This window comes from Pseudomonas trivialis, assembly GCF_036864995.1.
Classification (GTDB): domain Bacteria; phylum Pseudomonadota; class Gammaproteobacteria; order Pseudomonadales; family Pseudomonadaceae; genus Aquipseudomonas; species Aquipseudomonas trivialis.
This window is the reverse complement of record NZ_CP142151.1, coordinates 5,135,163-5,153,957: the sequence shown is the minus strand read 5'-3', so window position 1 is coordinate 5,153,957 and position 18,795 is coordinate 5,135,163. Positions and strand designations below refer to the sequence as shown.

17 protein-coding genes are annotated in these 18,795 nt (G+C 62.0%); 7 read left to right on the top strand and 10 right to left on the bottom strand.

The genetic code is table 11. The features are described from left to right. Positions 1–62 precede the first annotated feature (62 nt). Positions 63–1,196 carry a TIGR03364 family FAD-dependent oxidoreductase gene (locus tag VRB54_RS22905; RefSeq protein ID WP_338478866.1) on the top strand — a complete coding sequence of 378 codons (1,134 nt, stop codon included), beginning with the start codon at positions 63–65 and terminating at the stop codon, positions 1,194–1,196. Next, positions 1,196–1,750: a phosphonate degradation HD-domain oxygenase gene (locus VRB54_RS22900; RefSeq protein WP_338478865.1), complete on the top strand. Its 555-nt coding sequence runs from the start codon at positions 1,196–1,198 to the stop codon at positions 1,748–1,750. The genes VRB54_RS22905 and VRB54_RS22900 overlap by 1 nt, the downstream gene beginning before the upstream one ends. On the opposite strand, the gene VRB54_RS22895 is transcribed toward VRB54_RS22900, so the two are convergent. Then, a complete protein-coding gene (locus tag VRB54_RS22895; RefSeq protein ID WP_338478864.1) occupies positions 1,747–3,114 on the bottom strand; it encodes a DUF3482 domain-containing protein in 1,368 nt (455 codons plus the stop codon). The two genes, VRB54_RS22900 and VRB54_RS22895, sit on opposite strands and share 4 nt — an antisense overlap. Beyond that, the gene (locus tag VRB54_RS22890; protein ID WP_338478863.1) at positions 3,107–4,486 is read right to left on the bottom strand and encodes a DUF2868 domain-containing protein; all 1,380 of its coding nucleotides are present in this window, start codon (positions 4,484–4,486) and stop codon (positions 3,107–3,109) included. The genes VRB54_RS22895 and VRB54_RS22890 overlap by 8 nt, the downstream gene beginning before the upstream one ends. Positions 4,487–4,555: 69 nt before the next feature. On the opposite strand from VRB54_RS22890, the gene VRB54_RS22885 reads away from it, so the two are divergent. After that, a complete protein-coding gene (locus tag VRB54_RS22885) occupies positions 4,556–5,068 on the top strand; it encodes a dihydrofolate reductase (protein WP_338478862.1) in 513 nt (170 codons plus the stop codon). Between the two features lie 64 nt (positions 5,069–5,132). Here the strand turns inward: VRB54_RS22885 and VRB54_RS22880 are convergent, their stop codons facing one another. After that, positions 5,133–5,606 carry a DUF6392 family protein gene (locus VRB54_RS22880; protein WP_338478861.1) on the bottom strand — a complete coding sequence of 158 codons (474 nt, stop codon included), beginning with the start codon at positions 5,604–5,606 and terminating at the stop codon, positions 5,133–5,135. Positions 5,607–5,616: 10 nt separating this feature from the next. Next, complete coding sequence (locus VRB54_RS22875; RefSeq protein WP_338478860.1) at positions 5,617–7,080, bottom strand: S-type pyocin domain-containing protein; 1,464 nt, start codon at positions 7,078–7,080, stop codon at positions 5,617–5,619. A gap of 553 nt (positions 7,081–7,633) precedes the next feature. On the opposite strand from VRB54_RS22875, the gene VRB54_RS22870 reads away from it, so the two are divergent. Next, complete coding sequence (locus tag VRB54_RS22870) at positions 7,634–7,912, top strand: DUF6124 family protein (RefSeq protein ID WP_338478859.1); 279 nt, start codon at positions 7,634–7,636, stop codon at positions 7,910–7,912. 148 nt (positions 7,913–8,060) lie between these two features. On the opposite strand, the gene VRB54_RS22865 is transcribed toward VRB54_RS22870, so the two are convergent. After that, a complete protein-coding gene (locus VRB54_RS22865; protein ID WP_338478858.1) occupies positions 8,061–9,452 on the bottom strand; it encodes an L-cystine transporter in 1,392 nt (463 codons plus the stop codon). Between the two features lie 242 nt (positions 9,453–9,694). Here VRB54_RS22865 and VRB54_RS22860 point away from each other — a divergent pair, with 242 nt between their 5' ends. Beyond that, entirely contained in the window at positions 9,695–10,753 is a 1,059-nt protein-coding gene (locus VRB54_RS22860; RefSeq protein WP_338478857.1) for a haloacid dehalogenase-like hydrolase, read from the top strand. Positions 10,754–10,879: 126 nt separating this feature from the next. Here VRB54_RS22860 and ilvD read toward each other — a convergent pair whose 3' ends face one another. Together ilvD and VRB54_RS22850 are read right to left on the bottom strand one after the other, a co-directional pair. Next, entirely contained in the window at positions 10,880–12,721 is a 1,842-nt protein-coding gene (ilvD, locus tag VRB54_RS22855) for a dihydroxy-acid dehydratase (protein ID WP_338478856.1), read from the bottom strand. 259 nt (positions 12,722–12,980) lie between these two features. After that, entirely contained in the window at positions 12,981–14,177 is a 1,197-nt protein-coding gene (locus VRB54_RS22850; RefSeq protein ID WP_057006494.1) for a class I SAM-dependent rRNA methyltransferase, read from the bottom strand. A 227-nt stretch (positions 14,178–14,404) separates the two neighbouring features. Here VRB54_RS22850 and VRB54_RS22845 point away from each other — a divergent pair, with 227 nt between their 5' ends. Then, positions 14,405–15,271 carry an HDOD domain-containing protein gene (locus tag VRB54_RS22845; RefSeq protein ID WP_209985986.1) on the top strand — a complete coding sequence of 289 codons (867 nt, stop codon included), beginning with the start codon at positions 14,405–14,407 and terminating at the stop codon, positions 15,269–15,271. A 21-nt stretch (positions 15,272–15,292) separates the two neighbouring features. Further along, positions 15,293–16,105 carry a bifunctional DNA-formamidopyrimidine glycosylase/DNA-(apurinic or apyrimidinic site) lyase gene (gene mutM / locus VRB54_RS22840; protein WP_338478855.1) on the top strand — a complete coding sequence of 271 codons (813 nt, stop codon included), beginning with the start codon at positions 15,293–15,295 and terminating at the stop codon, positions 16,103–16,105. A gap of 124 nt (positions 16,106–16,229) precedes the next feature. Here mutM and VRB54_RS22835 read toward each other — a convergent pair whose 3' ends face one another. From VRB54_RS22835 to VRB54_RS22825, 3 genes are all read right to left on the bottom strand, one after another. After that, a complete protein-coding gene (locus VRB54_RS22835; protein WP_003213796.1) occupies positions 16,230–16,481 on the bottom strand; it encodes a YfhL family 4Fe-4S dicluster ferredoxin in 252 nt (83 codons plus the stop codon). 128 nt (positions 16,482–16,609) lie between these two features. Beyond that, entirely contained in the window at positions 16,610–17,089 is a 480-nt protein-coding gene (gene coaD, locus VRB54_RS22830; RefSeq protein ID WP_003234650.1) for a pantetheine-phosphate adenylyltransferase, read from the bottom strand. Positions 17,090–17,192: 103 nt separating this feature from the next. Next, a complete protein-coding gene (locus tag VRB54_RS22825) occupies positions 17,193–18,788 on the bottom strand; it encodes a GMC family oxidoreductase (RefSeq protein ID WP_338478854.1) in 1,596 nt (531 codons plus the stop codon). Positions 18,789–18,795: the final 7 nt, after the last annotated feature.

Sequence of the window (18,795 nt, the reverse complement as noted above, 5' to 3'; positions counted from 1 at the left end):
GCACACCAACTGTGAGAGGGGGCTTGCTCCCGATAGCGGTCTCACATTCAGGGCATCACTCCATGACACAACACAGTGATCTGTTAATCGTCGGCGCCGGAATCCTCGGCCTGTCCCACGCCTACGCCGCCGCCAAGCGCGGCCTCAAGGTCAAGGTGTTCGAGCGCAGCGCCACGCCGCTGGGCGCCTCGGTGCGCAACTTCGGCCAGGCCCTGGTCACCGGCCAGCCGCCAGGCACGATGCTTGACCTGGCGCGGGAGAGTCGCGCCATCTGGGGGCACTGGGCCGAGGTCGCCGGGCTGCAACTCAAGCGCAATGGCGCGTACCTGTTCGCCCGCACCGAAGCCGAAGAGCACCTGCTAGAAGCCTTCTGCGCCGGGCGGGCCCGTGAATACGGCTACAACGTCGAGCTGTTGCAGGGCGCCGCGATGCGCGGCCTGTACGACGGCCAGTTCCGCCATCACCGCGCCGCGCTGCATGGCAAGGACGATCAGCAGCTGTATTCGCGCGAAGCGATCCCGGCGCTGATCCACTACCTCAGCCAGGAGCTGAACGTGGAGTTCTATTTTTCCACACTGGTGCGCGACGTCGAACCCGGCCAGTTGCACAGCACGGCGGGGAGTTTTCGCGGTGAGCAGATCATTGTCTGCTCCGGCCACGACTACCAGACCCTGTTGGCCGAGCCGATCGCCCAGCTCAACCCGCATATCTGCCGCCTGCAAATGCTGCGCGCCCGGCCTGCGCGCAATCTGAACCTGCAACACGCTTTGCTCACGGGCCTCAGTTGCGTGCACTACGGCGCGTTTGCCGATTTGCCCGAAGCCGCGCCGGTGCAGGCGCAGATCCTGCGCGAGGCGCCGCACCTGCATCAACACGGCATTCATCTGCTGATCAGCCCCACGCCCCATGGCGAACTGATCATCGGCGATTCCCACGACTACGGCAGCGATGCCTCACCGTTCAATGCCGAGCAGGTCGACGACTGGCTGATCGAACTGGCCGAGCAGACCCTGGGCTGTAAGGTCCAGGTGGTCGAACGTTGGCAGGGCGTTTATGGCTCGCGAGGGCCGGGTCCGTTTTCATTCCTGCGCGCAGCACCGGGCGTGAGCGCGGCGTTGATGCACACCGGCGTGGGCATGAGCGTGGGCCCGGCGTTTGGCGAGCGAAATATCACCACGTTGTGGGGGGAGGCGTGATGGACCGGGAGCAGGCGATAGCGGAGGTATTCGGCCTGTACGAGCAGCACGGCACGGCGGATTACATCGGCGAGCCGGTGTCGCAGATCGAGCACATGTCCCAGGCCGCGCAACTGGCGATGGCCGAGGGTTTTGACGATGAAGTGGTGCTGGCGGCGTTCTTCCACGATATCGGCCACCTGTGCGGGCAGGGCGGCGAGAACATGGGCGGTTATGGCGTGGTCAGCCATGAGCGACTGGGCGCGGACTACCTGCGCCGTGCCGGTTTCAGCGAACGCCTGGCCCGGCTGGTGGAATACCACGTACAGGCCAAGCGTTACCTCACCTTCAGCCAGCCGGACTATTACGCGCGGCTAAGCGAAGCCAGTCGGCGCACGCTGGCTTATCAGGGTGGCGTAATGAGTGCCGAAGAGGCCCAGGCCTTTGAACAGGACCCGCTGTGTCACATCAGCCTGCGCCTGCGTTATTGGGACGAGCAGGCCAAAGCCATGCATGTGCCGGTACTCGACCTCGACCTGCTCAAGGCCAAGGCCCGGCAGGTGTTGGCGGCTTAGGGCTGGTCCAGCCGCCTGGCCAGCGCTTCGACCTGCTCCTGACGTTCGGCTTGGCTGACTTTGGCACCGGGGTTAAGCGATGACCACTGCGGATGGGCGCGGGCCTTGTGCAGTGCGTCCGGCAGCTTGCCTTCGCGCCAGGTTTTGTCCTGGGGCGTGTCGACCTTGATGCTGTGCATCGCCGCATGGCCGCGCAGGTTCAGGGCCTTGAGCAACTGAAGTTGGCGCAGGGCGAGCAGACGCAGCACGCTGTCGTCGACGGTCAGTTCACGCTGGCCCTTGATCTTGCCCAGCAGGCGGCTGCCGTAGCTGCGTGCGGTTTGCAGCGCGCCACCGGCAATTGCGCCGGCAAGCGCGGCGGCGCCGAGGGTCAGGCCACCGACCAGTAAATCCACGCCAGCGCCGGCGGCTGCACCGGCAGCGATTCCGCCGCCGACGCGCACACCGAGTTGCTTGAGGGTTTCCGGGTTGAACAGGTCATCGCCCCAGCGCCCGTCCAGCAGTGGCAGGTCGCTGGCGGCGGCATCCTGGGGGCGAAAGCCGAACAGCTTGAGCAACGCCTCCACGCATTTTTGTTCGCGCTGGCGCACGGCCTTGCGCAGATCGCCGACGGCTTGCTGCTCATCTTCGGTAACCACGCTGCGTCGGCATGCGGCGCAATCAATCAACAGCTCGGCGATCAAGCGCGCGGCGCTTTGCTGGCGGGCCTGGCGTTGGGCTTGCTGGTCGAGAATCAAGCGTTCCAATTGCGGCCGCGCGGTTTCCAGTAGTAGGGCCAGGCTTTCGTAGAGGCGGCGTTCACCGTCTTCGGGCGGCGCCACGCTGTCGAAACGCACCAGTGCATGCAGGCCCAGGCGCGCCAGGGCTTCGCGCCAGTCCGGCTCGCGGTGCTGGCTGCCGCTGACGAAATTGAGCACCGGCAGCAACGGTTTGCCGCAACTGGCCAGCACCTGCAGCTCGTCGCGGTACTTGGCCAGCACCGGCTCGCGGGCGTCGATCACATAGAGGCCGGCGTCCGAGGCCAGCAGTTGGCGCAGCACTTTGGCCTCCTGTTCGAAACGCTGGCGCGCTTCGCTGCCGTCGAGGAAGCGGGCCAGACGCGCCGGGCCATCGAGGCGTTCGCCGGGGCGGTCGAGGCGTTCCAGGTAGTCGAGCAGTGCGATGGCATCTTCCAGGCCGGGCGTGTCGTACAGCTCCAGCAAGGCTTCGCCATCCACCGACAGGCGCGCGCCTTCCACATGCCGCGTGGTGCTGGGGCGATGGGAGACCTCGCCGAACCCCACGTCACGGGTGAGGGTGCGCAGCAGCGAGGTCTTGCCCACGTTGGTGTGGCCGACCACGGCGAGTATCAGCGGTTTAGTCATGACCGGTCTCCAGCCAGTTCAAGGGCGCGCTGTCGGCGAAGGGCAGTTCCAGCTGTTGCAGCGCGCTGTGCCAATCGCCCAGGCGCTCGGCGTCCAGCGCCTGGCCGGGCGGCGCTTGCAGCAGCCACACGCGGGTGGCGGTGGCACTGCGCGCCAGTTCAGCGATCAGCGCCAGGCTGCCGCGATCCGGCGAGCGGCGCGGGTCGCAGGCGATGACCAGACGCGCGGGCGGAAAGCGCGTGAGTTGTTCCAACAGCGTGTTGCGTGATTCGCGGCTGTCGAGGATGTCGGCGTGCTTTACGTTGGCGGGCAGTTTCGGCGGCCAGCTGCGCTGATCGTCCAGTTCGATGGCCACCAGCAGGGCACCGTCGCTCGCCAGGTCGCTGATGCCGCCGGTGACGTGATGCAGCTGTTGTGGCGCGGCATCGTTGACCCCGAGGCGCTCGCTGCTCGGCATCAGCCGCTCGCGCAGTTGACTGTAGCCGGGCAGGTTGAGGTCCAGGCTCAGGGCGGCGCGCCCGCGTTTCCAGCGCCACAGGCACAGCAAAGCGAGGACCAGTCTTGGCAGCACGCCATACACCAGCAACACACCGACCAGCCAGGCAGCCCAGGCCTGGCGGGCGCTTTCGATATTCAGCGCGGCGTCGCCGCTGGCGCGGATCATCTCGACGTTCGGCACGTTGAAACCGAGCGCGGCGGGCAGGGCGCCGAGGGCCTGGGTCACGGCGACAAAGCTGTCGGCACCGAGGAGGGTGGTTTCCCACACGAAGCCGTAGCGGCGGGTGGCGAGCAGTGTCAGCACAATCACCAGGGCGCTGAGCAGGGCCAGCAGCCACAGGCTGTTGACCAGCACGCCGACCGCCCAGCGATTGAGTTTGCGGCGTTGCAACAGCAGCAACAAGGCGGGCGCCAGTTGGGCGGCCCTGGCGTCGCGTGCAAGTTTTTCGCTGAGCCACAGCCACAGGCGCCCGAGGCTGGCGCTGTGTTCGCCGGCAAACAAAAGGCCCAGCGCCCAGCTCATCAACAGGATCAGGTTCAAGCCGAGCAGGCTGCCCAGAGCCCAGAACACATTCACGGGCACGAGGCCGTTACCCAGCGCGGCAAACCCCAGGCCGGCGCCGCTGATCACGGCGACGATGGCCAGCAGCACCAGCGCCAGACGCGCGCCTTGCAGCCAGCGGGAGAGGGCGGCGCTCAGGCCGTCGCGCTCGGCCAGGTGCAGGGCGCGGTGCACAATGCGTGTCGGCAGGTCGCCACCGGCCGTGCGGGCCAGGCGGTTGGCTTCGAGGTCTTCCAGGGGGCCGGCGTGTTCTTCACGCAGGCGCACGGTTTCCGTCAGCCAGAGTTTTTGCAGGGGGGTCAGTGCTGTCACGCGCGGTCCTGTTGAACAAGTGAGCCTGGAGCATAACCGCAGTCTGGCGGGTCTGGTATTCTCGTCGCCATGAAAAAAACTCTCCCTTTAAGCCTGATCGCAGCCCTCGGTGAAAACCGCGTGATCGGCGTCGACAACAGCATGCCCTGGCATTTGCCGGGGGATTTCAAATATTTCAAGGCCACCACCCTGGGCAAGCCGATCATCATGGGGCGCAAGACCTGGGATTCCCTGGGCCGACCGTTGCCGGGGCGCTTGAACCTGGTGGTCAGCCGTCAGACCGATCTGGCGCTTGAAGGTGCGCAAGTTTTTCCGTCACTGGAAGCGGCGGTGCAGCGCGCTGAACAATGGGCGCTGGAGCAAGGTGTGGACGAGCTGATGCTGATCGGCGGCGCGCAATTGTATGCGCAGGGGCTGGAACAGGCGGATCGGCTTTATCTGACGCGAGTGGCGCTGAGCCCGGAGGGGGACGCGTGGTTTCCCGAGTTTGATCGCAGCCAGTGGAGGCTGGTGTCGACGGTTGAAAATGCGGCTGAGGGGGGAAAGCCGGCGTATAGCTTTGAAGTGTGGGAACGCGGCTGAGATCGTCCCCCCCGCGGAGCGGAGGAAACTATCAAAAACGCGCCTGACGTGGAATCAGGCGCGGTCAATCGTGGCCCATGTCAACCAAAGTGAACGCTAAACCACATACGGATTTATTCGGTAGATATTGCGCAGCGACCCTCGCGTTTGAGTGAAACTCCAAGCTGAGACGAAAGGAGTCATATCCTCCTGTAGTTCCAATCGGCAACGGTAACTTCGCTGGCCCTTTGGACTCGTTTGGCTTTCCAAGTGTGTTTTGAATACTCTCTTGATTCATCGAGAGGGCAAAGGGTGCAGGTAACTCACCTACGTACTTTGGCTCTCCCTCCGCCAGCGCTATCAGGCAAAAAACGATTCGCTCTAATCGCATGGTTTCAGCCCAAAACCAAAGTTCAACACCTGGCTCTGGCTTATCGATGAAATGGGTATTCTGGCTATTGGAAAAGAGTGGTTTTATCGATCCGGCACTCAGTAAGCCCTCGAGAAGAAACTCGTCGTAAGTGCGGCCCAAGCCTCTTACTAAACGATTAATTTTCACGGCATCCATCCTAGTACCACCCTTGGTTTTCGTTGATTTTATGCATTTGAGCACGCGCCGTCTCGAGTTCAGACTCGGCGAAGCCGTGATCCAGAAGATATGGCTTTATAGCATTGAAATTGCGGTCTACCGCGAGACGAAGATCACCAGCATCTAACGCCTGTTTTTCCTCTGTATTTCGCCAGCCATAGGTCTCACTAAACTTTTGATGAATGTAAGACGGAATCGCAATGCTTGCGGCGTTCTTTAATGCTTCCTTAAGCTGCTTCTCTGTGAAGCTTATTGCATAGCTTTCGAGATGACGTCTTATCGCGGCCTGCGAGGGCATGTGATCCACATGCAAACCGTTGCGCAGTCGTTTATTGAATGCACTATAAATATCAACCTCCAACGGCGTGACCGCAGGCTTGGCAAAGACCAAATACAACGGCGGCACACCCGAGTCCGCAGGAAACGAAATAATCGTATCCTGCCAGGTAACATCCTCAGCTTCCCGGCCTGGATAGTGGCTGATCGCCGAATCCTGCCCCTCCGCGATCGGATGAACGAACAAGTTATCCAGGCGTTCCTGCGTACCCGGATACGGGCTCGGCACGTTGACCACCGGCCCATTGTTCGGCGTCCAGGTGATGCTGATGCCATCGAGCACCGCCACCATCGCGCTTTTGTCCGCGTTCCATCTGGCATGCGCAACCGGCACACGGTCAGCGCCGCGTTCAGGCTTGGTGTGTATGCCGTAAACACGCAACTCACCTGATTCATCCTGACGAAACTGAAACCGCACTCGCGTACTGACCGAGCGCATTCCCGCGAGTTGTTCCGAGGTATATAGCGTTGAATCACCTATATCCCGTGGCCAGAAAGCCAGCAGCGTGACATTGAGTGCTGAACCGGCACTGACCAGCCCTCGCACCGCCCAGGCGCCAAGGTCGCTGCCAATTGTCCCTGCAACTTTTGCGACAGCACTCGCAGTTCCGGTCGAAGCCATGACGGCCGTGGTGCCAAAGTTTTTGGCGTGCTCACGGCTCGTTCCCGCAGCCGTGGAACCGACCGGCACCGAAATGCATGACTTGGCGAACACGCACGCGTCAGAAGCACGATTCATTGCGCCGGGGTTGGAGAAGTTGGAAACGGGCGGGTTGGGTGTGTCTGGTCCTGTCCAGGTGAAGGTATCGCGCTGGGGTTGTGGTTCGAAGCCTTGGCTTTTGGCGTGTTGATTTGCGATCAGCGTCGGTGACGGATCGCATTTGCACATGCACAGATCGCCTTCAAGCGCCGCTTGTTGACCGCCCCAATCTTCGTGCAGATGAGGGCCGGCAAGGGCAATGACACCTTCAGTGCCGCATGCCGGACAAGCAACTCTGTCACCCTCCCTGGCGATCATCAGGCCGTTGAAGGTGGCGCCTTTCAAACCGCTGATCACTTCGCCGCCAGCGGTAGTCTTCGCGCCGACCATGATGTTGTAGCGCCTCATATCAGGCTCTTTGCGCGATAAGCGGACATGATCTCGCTACCCACGCGCGTTTTGGGGCTGAGTGTGGCGTAGCTACATGGATAAGTTGCAGGTTGGGTATCAGTAGCGGTTTGCTTCATAGCATTTCCCTTTCAGACGCGCCTCGGTGGCGCCAGGGAAATGCTGCTCAATGCTGGAAAACCAGACAACTGACCGTTCGGCTAGGTATTAGTAGAAACAGAAATTTCCGACAAGGTTTTGAGGTTGCCCCTAGGAAGCCTGCCCCCTAGTCTCCGCACACCGCACACCGCACACCGCACACCGCACACCGCACACCGCACACCGCGCAAGCGGTCGGGCGTCGCGGCCCGGCTTACTACGGAGCAATAGCACCCTCTCACTTTCAGTAGACGCTTTTTTATCGTCTACTGTGCGGCGATATGGCGGCTGTGCGCGGGATACCTTTGGGTATGCCGGGTTGCTCCTTCACCGGTCCGCGAACCTGCGTGCAGCTGCCACCCTCCATCGCGTCGCGGCGATCAGTGGCGGCTCCACTTTCGTAAGGAGCTTCGCAATGATCAAACCCACCCCCAATCCCCCGCTCGACTGCAACGACGTGCCCGTCGTGCTATTGAGCGTGAAAGACGGTATCCCCACCGAAGACCTGCTGGTCAACCTCACCGAAACACTGGCGTCAGTCCACGCCCTGACCCTCGACTTTGCGTTTGAACTGGACAGTTCGCGGCGGGACGGTGCGCTGGGTGTTGCGCAGTTGATTGAAGTGGCACAGTTGCTGGCTGAGCGAGTGCTGGAGGGGGTTGAGCCGTCACCCGAGATAGAAATGGGCTACTAGCAATTCAGTTGTCTGGTCGGCCCACACTGGGCTCCTCGTTCTAAACACTTTTCGACGGCTTAAAAGCATCGCAGACAACCCAGCACCCACATTTTGAATTGCAAATTCGTTCAATGTGGGAGCTGGCTTGCCCGCAATAGCAGGTTTATCACGCCTGCGCTAACTCCGAATGCTCATCGGCCTCCAGCAAGGCCTTATCCGTCTGCCCCATGATCTGGCTGGTAATCGCGCCGGCCGTCATTGAGCCGTTCACGTTCAGCGCCGTGCGGCCCATGTCGATCAGCGGTTCCACGGAAATCAGCAGCGCCACCAGTGACACCGGCAAGCCCATCGCGGGCAATACGATCAACGCGGCGAAGGTCGCGCCGCCGCCCACGCCGGCCACACCGGCCGAACTCAAGGTCACAATCGCCACCAGGGTTGCGATCCACAGCGGGTCCAGCGGGTTGATGCCCACGGTGGGCGCCACCATTACTGCCAGCATCGCCGGGTAGAGACCGGCGCAACCGTTCTGGCCGATGGTCGCGCCGAACGAGGCGGCAAAGCCGGCGATGGATTGCGGGATGCCCAGGCGACGGGTCTGCGCTTCAATGCTCAGCGGAATCGCCGCCGCGCTGGAGCGGCTGGTGAAGGCAAAGGTCAGCACCGGCCACACCTTGCGGAAAAACCGCAGCGGGTTGACCCCGACCAGCGACAGCAGCAGGCCGTGCACCACAAACATCAGGCCCAGGGCCAGGTACGACACCACCACGAAGCTGCCGAGCTTGATGATGTCCTGCAGGTTGGAGCTGGCGACCACCTTGGTCATCAGCGCCAATACACCATACGGCGTCAGTTTCATCACCAAGCGCACCAGGCGCATCACCCAGGCTTGCAGGGTGTCGATGGCGTTGACGACCTTGCGGCCTTTTTCCACGTCGTCCTTGAGCAGTTGCAGCGCGGCAACCCCGAGGAACGCGGCGAAAATTACCACGCTGATGATCGACGTCGGCTTGGCCCGGGCCAGGTCGGCGAACGGGTTGGCCGGCACGAACGACAACAGCAATTGCGGGATATTCAGGTCGGCGACCTTGCCCGCGTAATCACTCTGGATCACTTGCAGGCGCGCCATTTCCTGGGTGCCGGCCACCAGCCCTTCGGCGGTAAGGCCGAACAGGTTGGTCAGGCCGATGCCGATCAATGCCGCAATTGCCGTGGTGAACAGCAGCGTACCGATGGTCAGGAAGCTGATCTTGCCCAGGGACGAAGCGTTATGCAGGCGCGCCACGGCACTGAGGATCGAGGCGAACACCAGCGGGATCACGATCATTTGCAGCAGTTGCACGTAGCCGTTGCCGACCAGGTCGAACCAGCCGATCGAGGCCTTGAGCACAGGGTGCCCGGCGCCATAGATGGCGTGCAATACCACACCGAACGCAACGCCAAGCGCCAAGGCAAACAGCACCTTTTTCGCCAGGCTCCAGTTCGTGCGACGGGTTTGTGCCAGGCCCAGCAGCAGGGCCACGAACACCAGCAAGTTGAGGATCAGGGGCAGATTCATTGAAGCTCCAATGAGAAGGCAGCCAATCGCGAGAGCCTGCGATTGCGAACCGGGAAGGCTAACACCTTGAAATATATTGATTTAATACCGATATGGAATGGTGACTGTCGTTTTTGGAATAAGCATGTGACGTTCAGGCGTATGTGCCTGCCGCAATCACGATGTGTACGGTCGTGCACGACATGGGAACTGTCACAGGGATTTGTTAGGGTCGGTGTCTTTCACTCAGGGAACCCACGCCTATGAAGCTCGCGCCGAAACTTCTTGCTGCCGCACTTTGCCTCGGTCTCGCCAGTCAGGCGTTCGCCGCCACCGAGTTGAAACACTGGCCTGCGCCGGCCGCCAAGCAACTGAATGAAATGATCGCGGCCAACGCCAACAAGGGTAACTACGCGGTCTTCGACATGGACAACACCAGCTACCGCTACGACCTCGAAGAATCCCTGCTGCCTTTCATGGAAAACAAGGGGCTGATTACGCGTGACAGTCTCGACCCCTCGCTCAAGCTGATGCCGTTCAAAGACACCGCCGAGCACAAGGAAAGCCTGTTCAGTTACTACTATCGCCTGTGCGAAGTGGACGACATGGTCTGCTACCCGTGGGTGGCCCAGGTGTTCTCCGGTTTCACCCTCAAGGAGCTGAAGGTGCAGGTGGATGAGCTGATGGCGTCCGGCAAACCGGTGCCGGTCAGCTATTTCGAAGGCGACGTGGTGAAGAAATCCGAGGTGCAGCCGCCGAAGGTCTTCACCGACCAGGCCGAGCTGTACAACAAGCTGATGGAAAATGGCATTGAGGTGTACGTGATGACTGCCGCGTCCGAAGAGCTGGTGCGCATGGTTGCGGCCGATCCGAAGTACGGCTACAACGTCAAACCCGAAAACGTCATCGGCGTGAGCACCCTGCTCAAGGACCGCAAGACCGGCGAGCTGACCACCGCACGCAAACAGATCGCTGCCGGCAAGTATGACGAGAAGGCCAACCTTGGCCTGGAACTCACCCCCTACCTGTGGACCCCGGCGACCTGGATGGCCGGCAAGCACGCCGCAATCCTGACCTACATCGACGAATGGAAAAAACCGGTGATCGTCGGCGGCGACACACCGACCAGCGATGGCTACATGCTGTTCCACGATGTGGACGTGGCCAAGGGCGGCATCCACCTGTGGATCAACCGCAAGGACAAATACATGACCCAACTGAATGGCATGATGGCCAAGCACGCAGCTGCCCAGGCCAAGGAAGGGCTGCCGGTGACGGCGGACAAGAACTGGGTGATCGTCAAGCCCGACGAGATTCAGTAACTCCGGGTGTACACAGGCAACTGTGGGAGGGAGCAAGCCCCCCACATTTTTGATCCTCATTGCCCGGGGGATTTTCTCCAGACAAAAAAATGCCCCGCACCAGGCGGGGCATTTTTATGGGCGAGCTTACAGGCCGTCGAGCATCGCCTTGTTACGCACCGCGCCCTTGTCGGCACTGGTTGCCAACAGCGCGTAGGCCTTCAAGGCGGTGGTGACTTTGCGCGGACGCTTCTCCACCGGCTTCCAGCCCTTCTTGTCCTGCTCGACCCGGCGTGCCGCCAGTTCTTCATCGCTGACCAACAGGTTGATCGAGCGGTTCGGAATGTCGATCAGCACCTTGTCGCCATCCTGCACCAGGCCAATTGCGCCGCCGGCAGCAGCTTCCGGTGAAGCGTGGCCGATGGACAGGCCCGAGGTGCCGCCGGAGAAACGGCCGTCGGTGAGCAGGGCGCAGGCTTTGCCCAGACCCTTGGATTTCAGATAGGACGTGGGGTAGAGCATCTCCTGCATGCCCGGGCCGCCTTTCGGGCCTTCGTAACGGATGATCACGATATCGCCTTCCTTCACTTCGTCAGCGAGGATGCCGCGTACCGAGCTGTCCTGGCTTTCGTAGATCCTGGCGCGACCTTCGAACACATGGATCGACTCATCCACGCCGGCGGTTTTCACCACGCAACCGTCGACGGCGATGTTGCCGTACAGCACGGCCAGGCCGCCTTCCTGGGAATAGGCGTGCTCGACGCTGCGGATGCAGCCGTTTTCACGGTCGTCGTCCAGGGTGTCCCAACGGGTCGACTGGCTGAACGCGGTCTGGGTGGGGATGCCCGCCGGGCCGGCCTTGAAGAAGTGATGCACCGCTTCGTCGTCCGTCTGGGTGATGTCCCATTTGGCGATGCCTTCGGCCAGGGATTTGCTGTGCACGGTCGGCAGGTCGGTGTGCAGCAGGCCGCCACGGGCCAAAGAACCGAGGATCGAGAAGATCCCGCCGGCGCGGTGCACGTCTTCCATGTGGTACTTCTGGATGTTCGGCGCGACCTTGCACAGCTGCGGCACATGGCGGGACAGACGGTCGATGTCGCGCAGGTCAAAATCGATCTCGGCTTCCTGAGCGGCGGCGAGCAAGTGCAGGATGGTGTTGGTGGAACCGCCCATGGCGATATCCAGGGTCATGGCGTTTTCGAACGCCTTGAAGTTGGCGATATTGCGCGGCAATACCGACTCATCATTCTCGGTGTAGTAACGCTTGCACAGCTCGACGATGGTACGGCCGGCCTGCAGGAACAACTGCTCGCGGTCGCTGTGGGTGGCCAGCGTGGAACCGTTGCCCGGCAAGGCCAGGCCCAGGGCTTCGACCAGGCAGTTCATCGAGTTGGCGGTGAACATGCCGGAGCATGAGCCGCAGGTCGGGCAGGCGCTGCGCTCGTATTCCGCAACCTTCTCGTCAGAAGCGCTGGAATCGGCGGCGATCACCATGGCGTCGACCAGGTCGAGGCCGTGAGAGGCGAGTTTGGTCTTGCCGGCTTCCATCGGGCCGCCGGACACGAAGATCACCGGAATGTTGAGGCGCAGGGCAGCCATCAGCATGCCAGGGGTGATCTTGTCGCAGTTGGAGATGCACACGATGGCGTCGGCGCAGTGGGCGTTGACCATGTATTCGACGGAGTCGGCGATGATCTCGCGGCTCGGCAGCGAATACAGCATGCCGTCGTGACCCATGGCGATGCCGTCGTCCACGGCGATGGTGTTGAATTCCTTGGCCACGCCGCCGGCGCGTTCGATCTCGCGGGCGACCAGTTGGCCCAGGTCCTTGAGGTGCACGTGGCCGGGCACGAACTGGGTAAACGAGTTGGAAATCGCGATGATCGGCTTCTTGAAGTCGTCATCCTTCATCCCCGTGGCACGCCACAGCGCGCGCGCGCCGGCCATGTTGCGGCCATGGGTGGATGTTTTCGAGCGGTAATCTGGCATGGAGCACTCCGGGCGGCTAATCAGGTTCTTGAGGGGAGTGAGCTTCTATGGACGTCTGACACACTCAGAAAATGGCTGCGTGCGCAAAAGTTGCCTCTCGCGTTGCGGGATCGCCGCATGCCTGGGCCTTGAGCTCATAAACCCGCCGGGGGATGACTGGCGATGAATAGGGCCGATTCTACACCGCTGGCGGCTGGAGGGAATGGCCGTCTGCCTGTAGGCGCGAGCAAGCTCGCGCCTACAGATGATTCGGTTTCAATCAGCTATTAGGCAACAACCGGCACGTAATGCTCTTGATATACCGCGTCTCGACAATCGCCGGGTGCACCGGGTGGTCCGGGCCCTGGCCGCCGCGTTCGAGCATCTGGATGTTGCGGTCCAGGTGGCGGGCGCTGGTGAGGAGGATGTTTTGCAGATCGTCTTCCGGCAGGTGCATAGAGCACGAGGCGCTGACCAGGATGCCGTCCTTGCTGAGCAGGCGCATGGCTTGCTCGTTCAGGCGGCGGTAGGCGCCTTCGCCGTTTTTCATGTCTTTTTTGCGTTTGATGAAGGCCGGTGGGTCGGCGACGATCACGTCGAAGCGTTCTTCGCTGGCTTTCAGTTCTTTAAGCGCTTCAAAGACGTCGCCTTCGATGCAGGTCATTTTCTCGGCAACGCCGTTCAGGGCGGCGTTGCGCTCGACGCCGTCGAGGGCGAAGGACGAGGCGTCGACGCAGAACACTTCACTGGCGCCGAACGCCGCAGCCTGCACACCCCAGCCGCCGATGTAGCTGTACAGGTCGAGTACGCGTTTGCCTTTGGCGTATGGGGCCAGGCGGGCGCGGTTCATGCGGTGATCGTAGAACCAGCCGGTCTTCTGGCCCTGAATCACCGGGGCTTCGAATTTCACGCCGTTCTCTTCCAGGGCGACCCACTCCGGCACCAGGCCGAACACGGTTTCGACGTAACGGTTGAGGCCTTCGGCGTCGCGCGCGGCGGAGTCGTTCTTGAACAGGATGCCGCTGGGCTTGAGCACCTGGGTGAGGGCGGCGATCACGTCGTCCTTATGGGCTTCCATGGTCGCGGAAGCGATCTGCACCACCAGAATGTCGCCGAAACGGTCGACCACCAGGCCCGGCAGCAGGTCGGAATCGCCGTAGACCAGGCGGTAGAACGGCTTGTCGAACAGGCGGTCACGCAGGGACAGGGCGACGTTGAGGCGGTGCACCAGCAGCGACTTGTCCAGCGGCAGCTTGATGTCGCGCGACAGCAGGCGGGCGCAGATCAGGTTGTTCGGGCTCATGGCCACAATGCCCAGGGTCTTGCCGCCGGCCGCTTCGAGGATGGCCTGGTCGCCCGCCTGGAAGCCGTTGAGTGGGGTGGCGGCCACATCGATTTCGTTGCTGTAGACCCACAGGTGGCCGTTGCGCAAACGACGATCGGCGTTGGCTTTGAGACGCAGGCTTGGCAGGGACATGACGTCGCTCCGGAAAAAGAGCGGGAGTATACCGTGTTGTGTAGGAACTCGCCCCGCCGCCGGACATGTGGGAGCGGGCTTGCTCGCGATGCAGGCGCTGCGGTGTACCTGACGTACGGCGTTGATGCCATCGCAGGCAAGCCAGCTCCCATATTTGATCCGGTTTTGAGGTGTCGGTCAGGTTTGCTTAGAGGTTAGAATCGCCACCTAGCCCAGAGTGTGTACTTATGTCCCAAGAGCTTTCCGCCGAGCAGATCCAGCAGGCCCTGCAAGGTATCAGCGTACCGCCCCAACCGCAGATCATGGTGGATTTGCAGATGGAGCAGTACATGCCCGATCCGGACCTGGGCGTCATTGCCCGGTTGATCGCCCAGGACCCTGGCTTGTCCGGCGCGCTGCTGAAAATCGTCAACTCGCCGTATTACGGCCTGAGCAACAAGATCGCTTCGATCCAGCGCGCGGTGAACCTGCTGGGTAGCCGCTCGATCATCAACCTGATCAATGCGCAGTCGATCAAGGGCGAGATGAGCGATGACACCATCGTCACCCTCAATCGCTTTTGGGACACCGCCCAGGACGTGGCCATGACCTGCCTCACCCTGGCCAAGCGCACCGGCTCGCAGACCGTCGATGAAGCCTATGCCCTGGGCTTGTTTCACGATTGCGGCGTGCCGCTGATGCTCAAGCGTTTCCCCGACTACATGACGGTGCTCGAGCAGGCCTACGCCAATGCCGGCCCCGACTGTCGGGTGGTCGACACCGAGAACAACGCGTTCAACACCAACCATGCGGTGGTCGGCTACTACACCGCCAAGTCCTGGCGCTTGCCGGAGCATGTGACCGATGCCATCGCCAATCACCATAACGCCCTGGCGATTTTCAGCGATGAGTCGTCGCGCACTCCGCAGCTTAAAAACCTGCTGGCGATCCTGAAGATGGCCGAGCACATCTGTTCCTCTCACCGCGTGCTGGGCGGTCAGGCAGAAGACCATGAGTGGAATGCCATTGGTCACCTGGTGCTCGATTACGTCGGCCTGTCGGACTACGACTTTGAAAGCATGAAGTTGTCGATCCGCGAGCTGGGCGCGAACTGACCCGTCAGCCAAGAGGTACACATGCCCGAGTTACCCGAAGTCGAAACCACCCGTCGCGGGATTGCGCCGCACCTGGAAGGCCAGCGCGTCAGTCGCGTGGTGGTGCGTGAACGGCGCCTGCGCTGGCCGATCCCGGAGGACCTGGATGTGCGCCTGTCCGGGCAGCGCATCGTGGGCGTGGAGCGGCGGGCCAAGTACCTGTTGATCAATGCCGAAGTGGGCACGCTGATCAGCCATCTGGGCATGTCGGGCAACCTGCGCATGGTTGAAATCGGGCTGCCGGCGGCCAAGCATGAGCATGTGGATATCGAGCTGGAATCGGGCCTGGCGCTGCGCTACACCGACCCGCGACGTTTCGGCGCCATGCTCTGGAGCCAGGACCCGCACAACCACGCGTTGCTGCTGAGCCTGGGGCCGGAGCCGTTGACCGACCTGTTTGACGGCGAGCGGCTGTTCCAGATGTCACGTGGGCGGTCGATGGCGATCAAGCCGTTCATCATGGACAACGCGGTGGTGGTGGGCGTGGGCAATATCTATGCGACCGAAGCGCTGTTTGCGGCGGGGATCGATCCGCGTCGGGCGGCGGGCGGTATTTCGCGGGCGCGTTATTTGAAGCTGGCGATCGAGATCAAGCGGGTGCTGGCGGCTGCCATCGAGCGCGGCGGCACCACGTTGCGCGACTTTATTGGCGGTGACGGGCAGCCGGGGTATTTCCAGCAGGAACTGTTCGCCTACGGCCGGGGTGGTGAGGCGTGCAAGGTGTGCGGGATCGAGTTGCGCAATGTCCTGTTGGGGCAGCGGGCGAGTGTGTTTTGCCCCAGGTGTCAGCGCTGATTGCCGGGTGAAGGCTGAGATGGCCATCGGGAGCAAGCCCCCTCCCACATTGGATCGTGTTCAACTCGGTCCAGTGTGGGAGGGGGTTTGCTCCCGATGAGGCCCTGCTGGGCAACACAACTGTTCAGGCCTTGCCGGTAATCAACCGGTACTTCTCCATCAACTGCTCTTCAGTTTCAGGGTGGGCCTCATCCAGCGGAATGCAATCCACCGGGCACACCTGCTGGCACTGCGGTTCGTCGTAGTGGCCGACACACTGGGTGCACAGGTTGGGGTCGATCACGTAGATCTCTTCGCCCTGGGAAATCGCAGCGTTCGGGCACTCGGGTTCGCAGACGTCGCAATTGATGCAATCGTCGGTGATGATCAGGGACATGGAAACTCCTGCCAGAGCTGTCAGCCAAGGCAACTGAAAACGACTAATGCGCGCAATTGTGCCGCATTGGCGCCCGCAGTGCGAGCGCACATGACCTGCGGCAATAGGCGAGAGACGCCTGGCAACCCTTACTTCTTGAAGCGCAGTGTCAGCGCATCCGCCACGGCGGGGTGAACGAACTTGGTGATATCTCCGCCCAGCGCGGCGATTTCCCGCACCAGCGTCGACGAAATGAACGAGTAACGCTCCGAAGGCGTGAGGAACAGGCTCTCGACGTCCGGTGCCAGTTGGCGGTTCATGTTGGCCAGCTGGAATTCGTATTCGAAATCCGACACCGCGCGCAGGCCACGCAGGAACACATTGGCGTTCTGCTCCTTGGCGAAATGCGCCAGTAACGTCGAAAAGCCCACCACTTCGACGTTGGGCAGGTGCCGGGTGACCTCACGCGCCAGTTCCACGCGCTGCTCCAGGGGAAACAGCGGGTTTTTCTTGGGGCTGGCAGCGACCGCGATGATCACATGGTCGAACAGGCGAGAGGCGCGCTCGACCAGATCGCCATGGCCTTTGGTAATCGGGTCGAAGGTTCCTGGATACAACACTCGGTTCATCGCGTCGTCCTGGCGGAGTCCGTTGGGGAACCGGATGGTATCGCAGCCATCCCGGTCGGGAAAGTCGACTTATGTAGATACATACCGCTGATCGGCGGTTTTTTCATGCCGTTTTCAGACGTTCGGCCAACGCCGTCGCCAGTTTGGCGCTCAAGCCGTACACCGATAATTGCGGGTTGGCGCCAATGCTGGTGGGGAACAGCGAGCCATCGTGGATCGACAGATTGCACAACTGGTGATGGCGTCCGAGGCTGTCGGCCACCGCGTTTTTCGGGTCTTCGCCCATGGCACACCCGCCCATCACATGGGCGCTGCCCAGGGTTGTCCGGTGCAGTTCCAGGCTCAATTCGTCAATCATGCGGCGGGCGTCGGCCAGGCTGTTCACGTAGCGCGCGTCATGGTGCAGCGGCTTGACCGACCTGGCGCCCGCCGCGAACTGAATCTCGGCCATGCTGTGAAACGCGCGGCGCAGGCCGTCCCAGGCATAGGGCGACACCTGATAGTCGAGCACCGGCGTGCCATCACCGCGTAAACCGACGGTGCCTCCCGGGCTGTCGGGGTGAAACCCGTCGCGCAACAGCGCAAGCATGGCGTGGGTGTTGGGTAACTGGCCCATGTCCAACGCGTTCGCGCTGCCGTAGCCGCCAAACAGTGTGCTGGCCAATCCGGGGTGCAGGGGTGGCGCTTCCAGTTTGTAGGACATTTTGCCGGTAACGCCGTCCTGCCATTGGAAATGGTCTGAATAAATCGACTGCGGCGCGCCGTAGAACGGGTTGATCACCTCATCAAATAGCCCCGCAGAGAAGTTCACCAGGTGCAGAAAGGTGCGCTTGCCGAGCCGCGAATGCGGGTCCGGCGCGTTGGAGCGCATCAGCAGTGCCGGGCTGTTGATGCCGCCGCCGGACAGCACGTAATGCCTGGCTTTCACCGTGATCCTGCGCCCGGTCGGCGCCACGCAACGCTCGTCCATGGCCACGCATGCCAGGCTGCTGATGGCATCGCCGCTGTAGTTGAACTGCTCGGCGCGAGCGAGGTAGAGCAACTCGCCGCCTTGCTCCAGGGTGGAGGGAATGGTGGTCACCAGCATCGACTGCTTGGCATTCACCGGGCAGCCCATGCCGCAGTAGCCCAGGTTGAAACAACCACGCACGTTGCGCGGGATCACGTGCCAGCTGTAGCCGAGTTTTTCACAGCCCTTGCGGATCACATCGTTGTTGGCGTTCGGCGGCAGTGCCCAGGGCGCAATGCCCAGGCGCTGCTCCATTTTTTCGAACCAGGGTGCCATCTCGGTGCTGCTGTGGCCCGTCACCGCGTATTCGCTGGCCCAGTGGGCGAGGGTGGCGTCCGGCGTGCGAAAGCTGGAGGTCCAATTGATCAGCGTGGTGCCGCCCACGGCCCGACCTTGCAGGATGGTGATGGCGCCGTCCTTGCTCATGCGTCCGATGCCTTCCTGATACAGGCTGGCGTAGGCCTCGTCCTCCAGCAGCTTAAAGTCGCTGCTGGTCTTGAGTGGGCCTTCCTCGATCAGCAGCACCTTGTAACCGGCGGCGCTGAGGATCTCGGCGGTGGTGCCGCCACCGGCGCCGCTGCCGATGATCGCGACGTCGGCTTCCAGGGTCAGGTCATGGTCGAGGGCGGCGCCGTTGTGGGTTTTCCAGCCACGGGCCAGGCCGTCGCGGAACAGATCGGGTACGGGCATAGGTGGG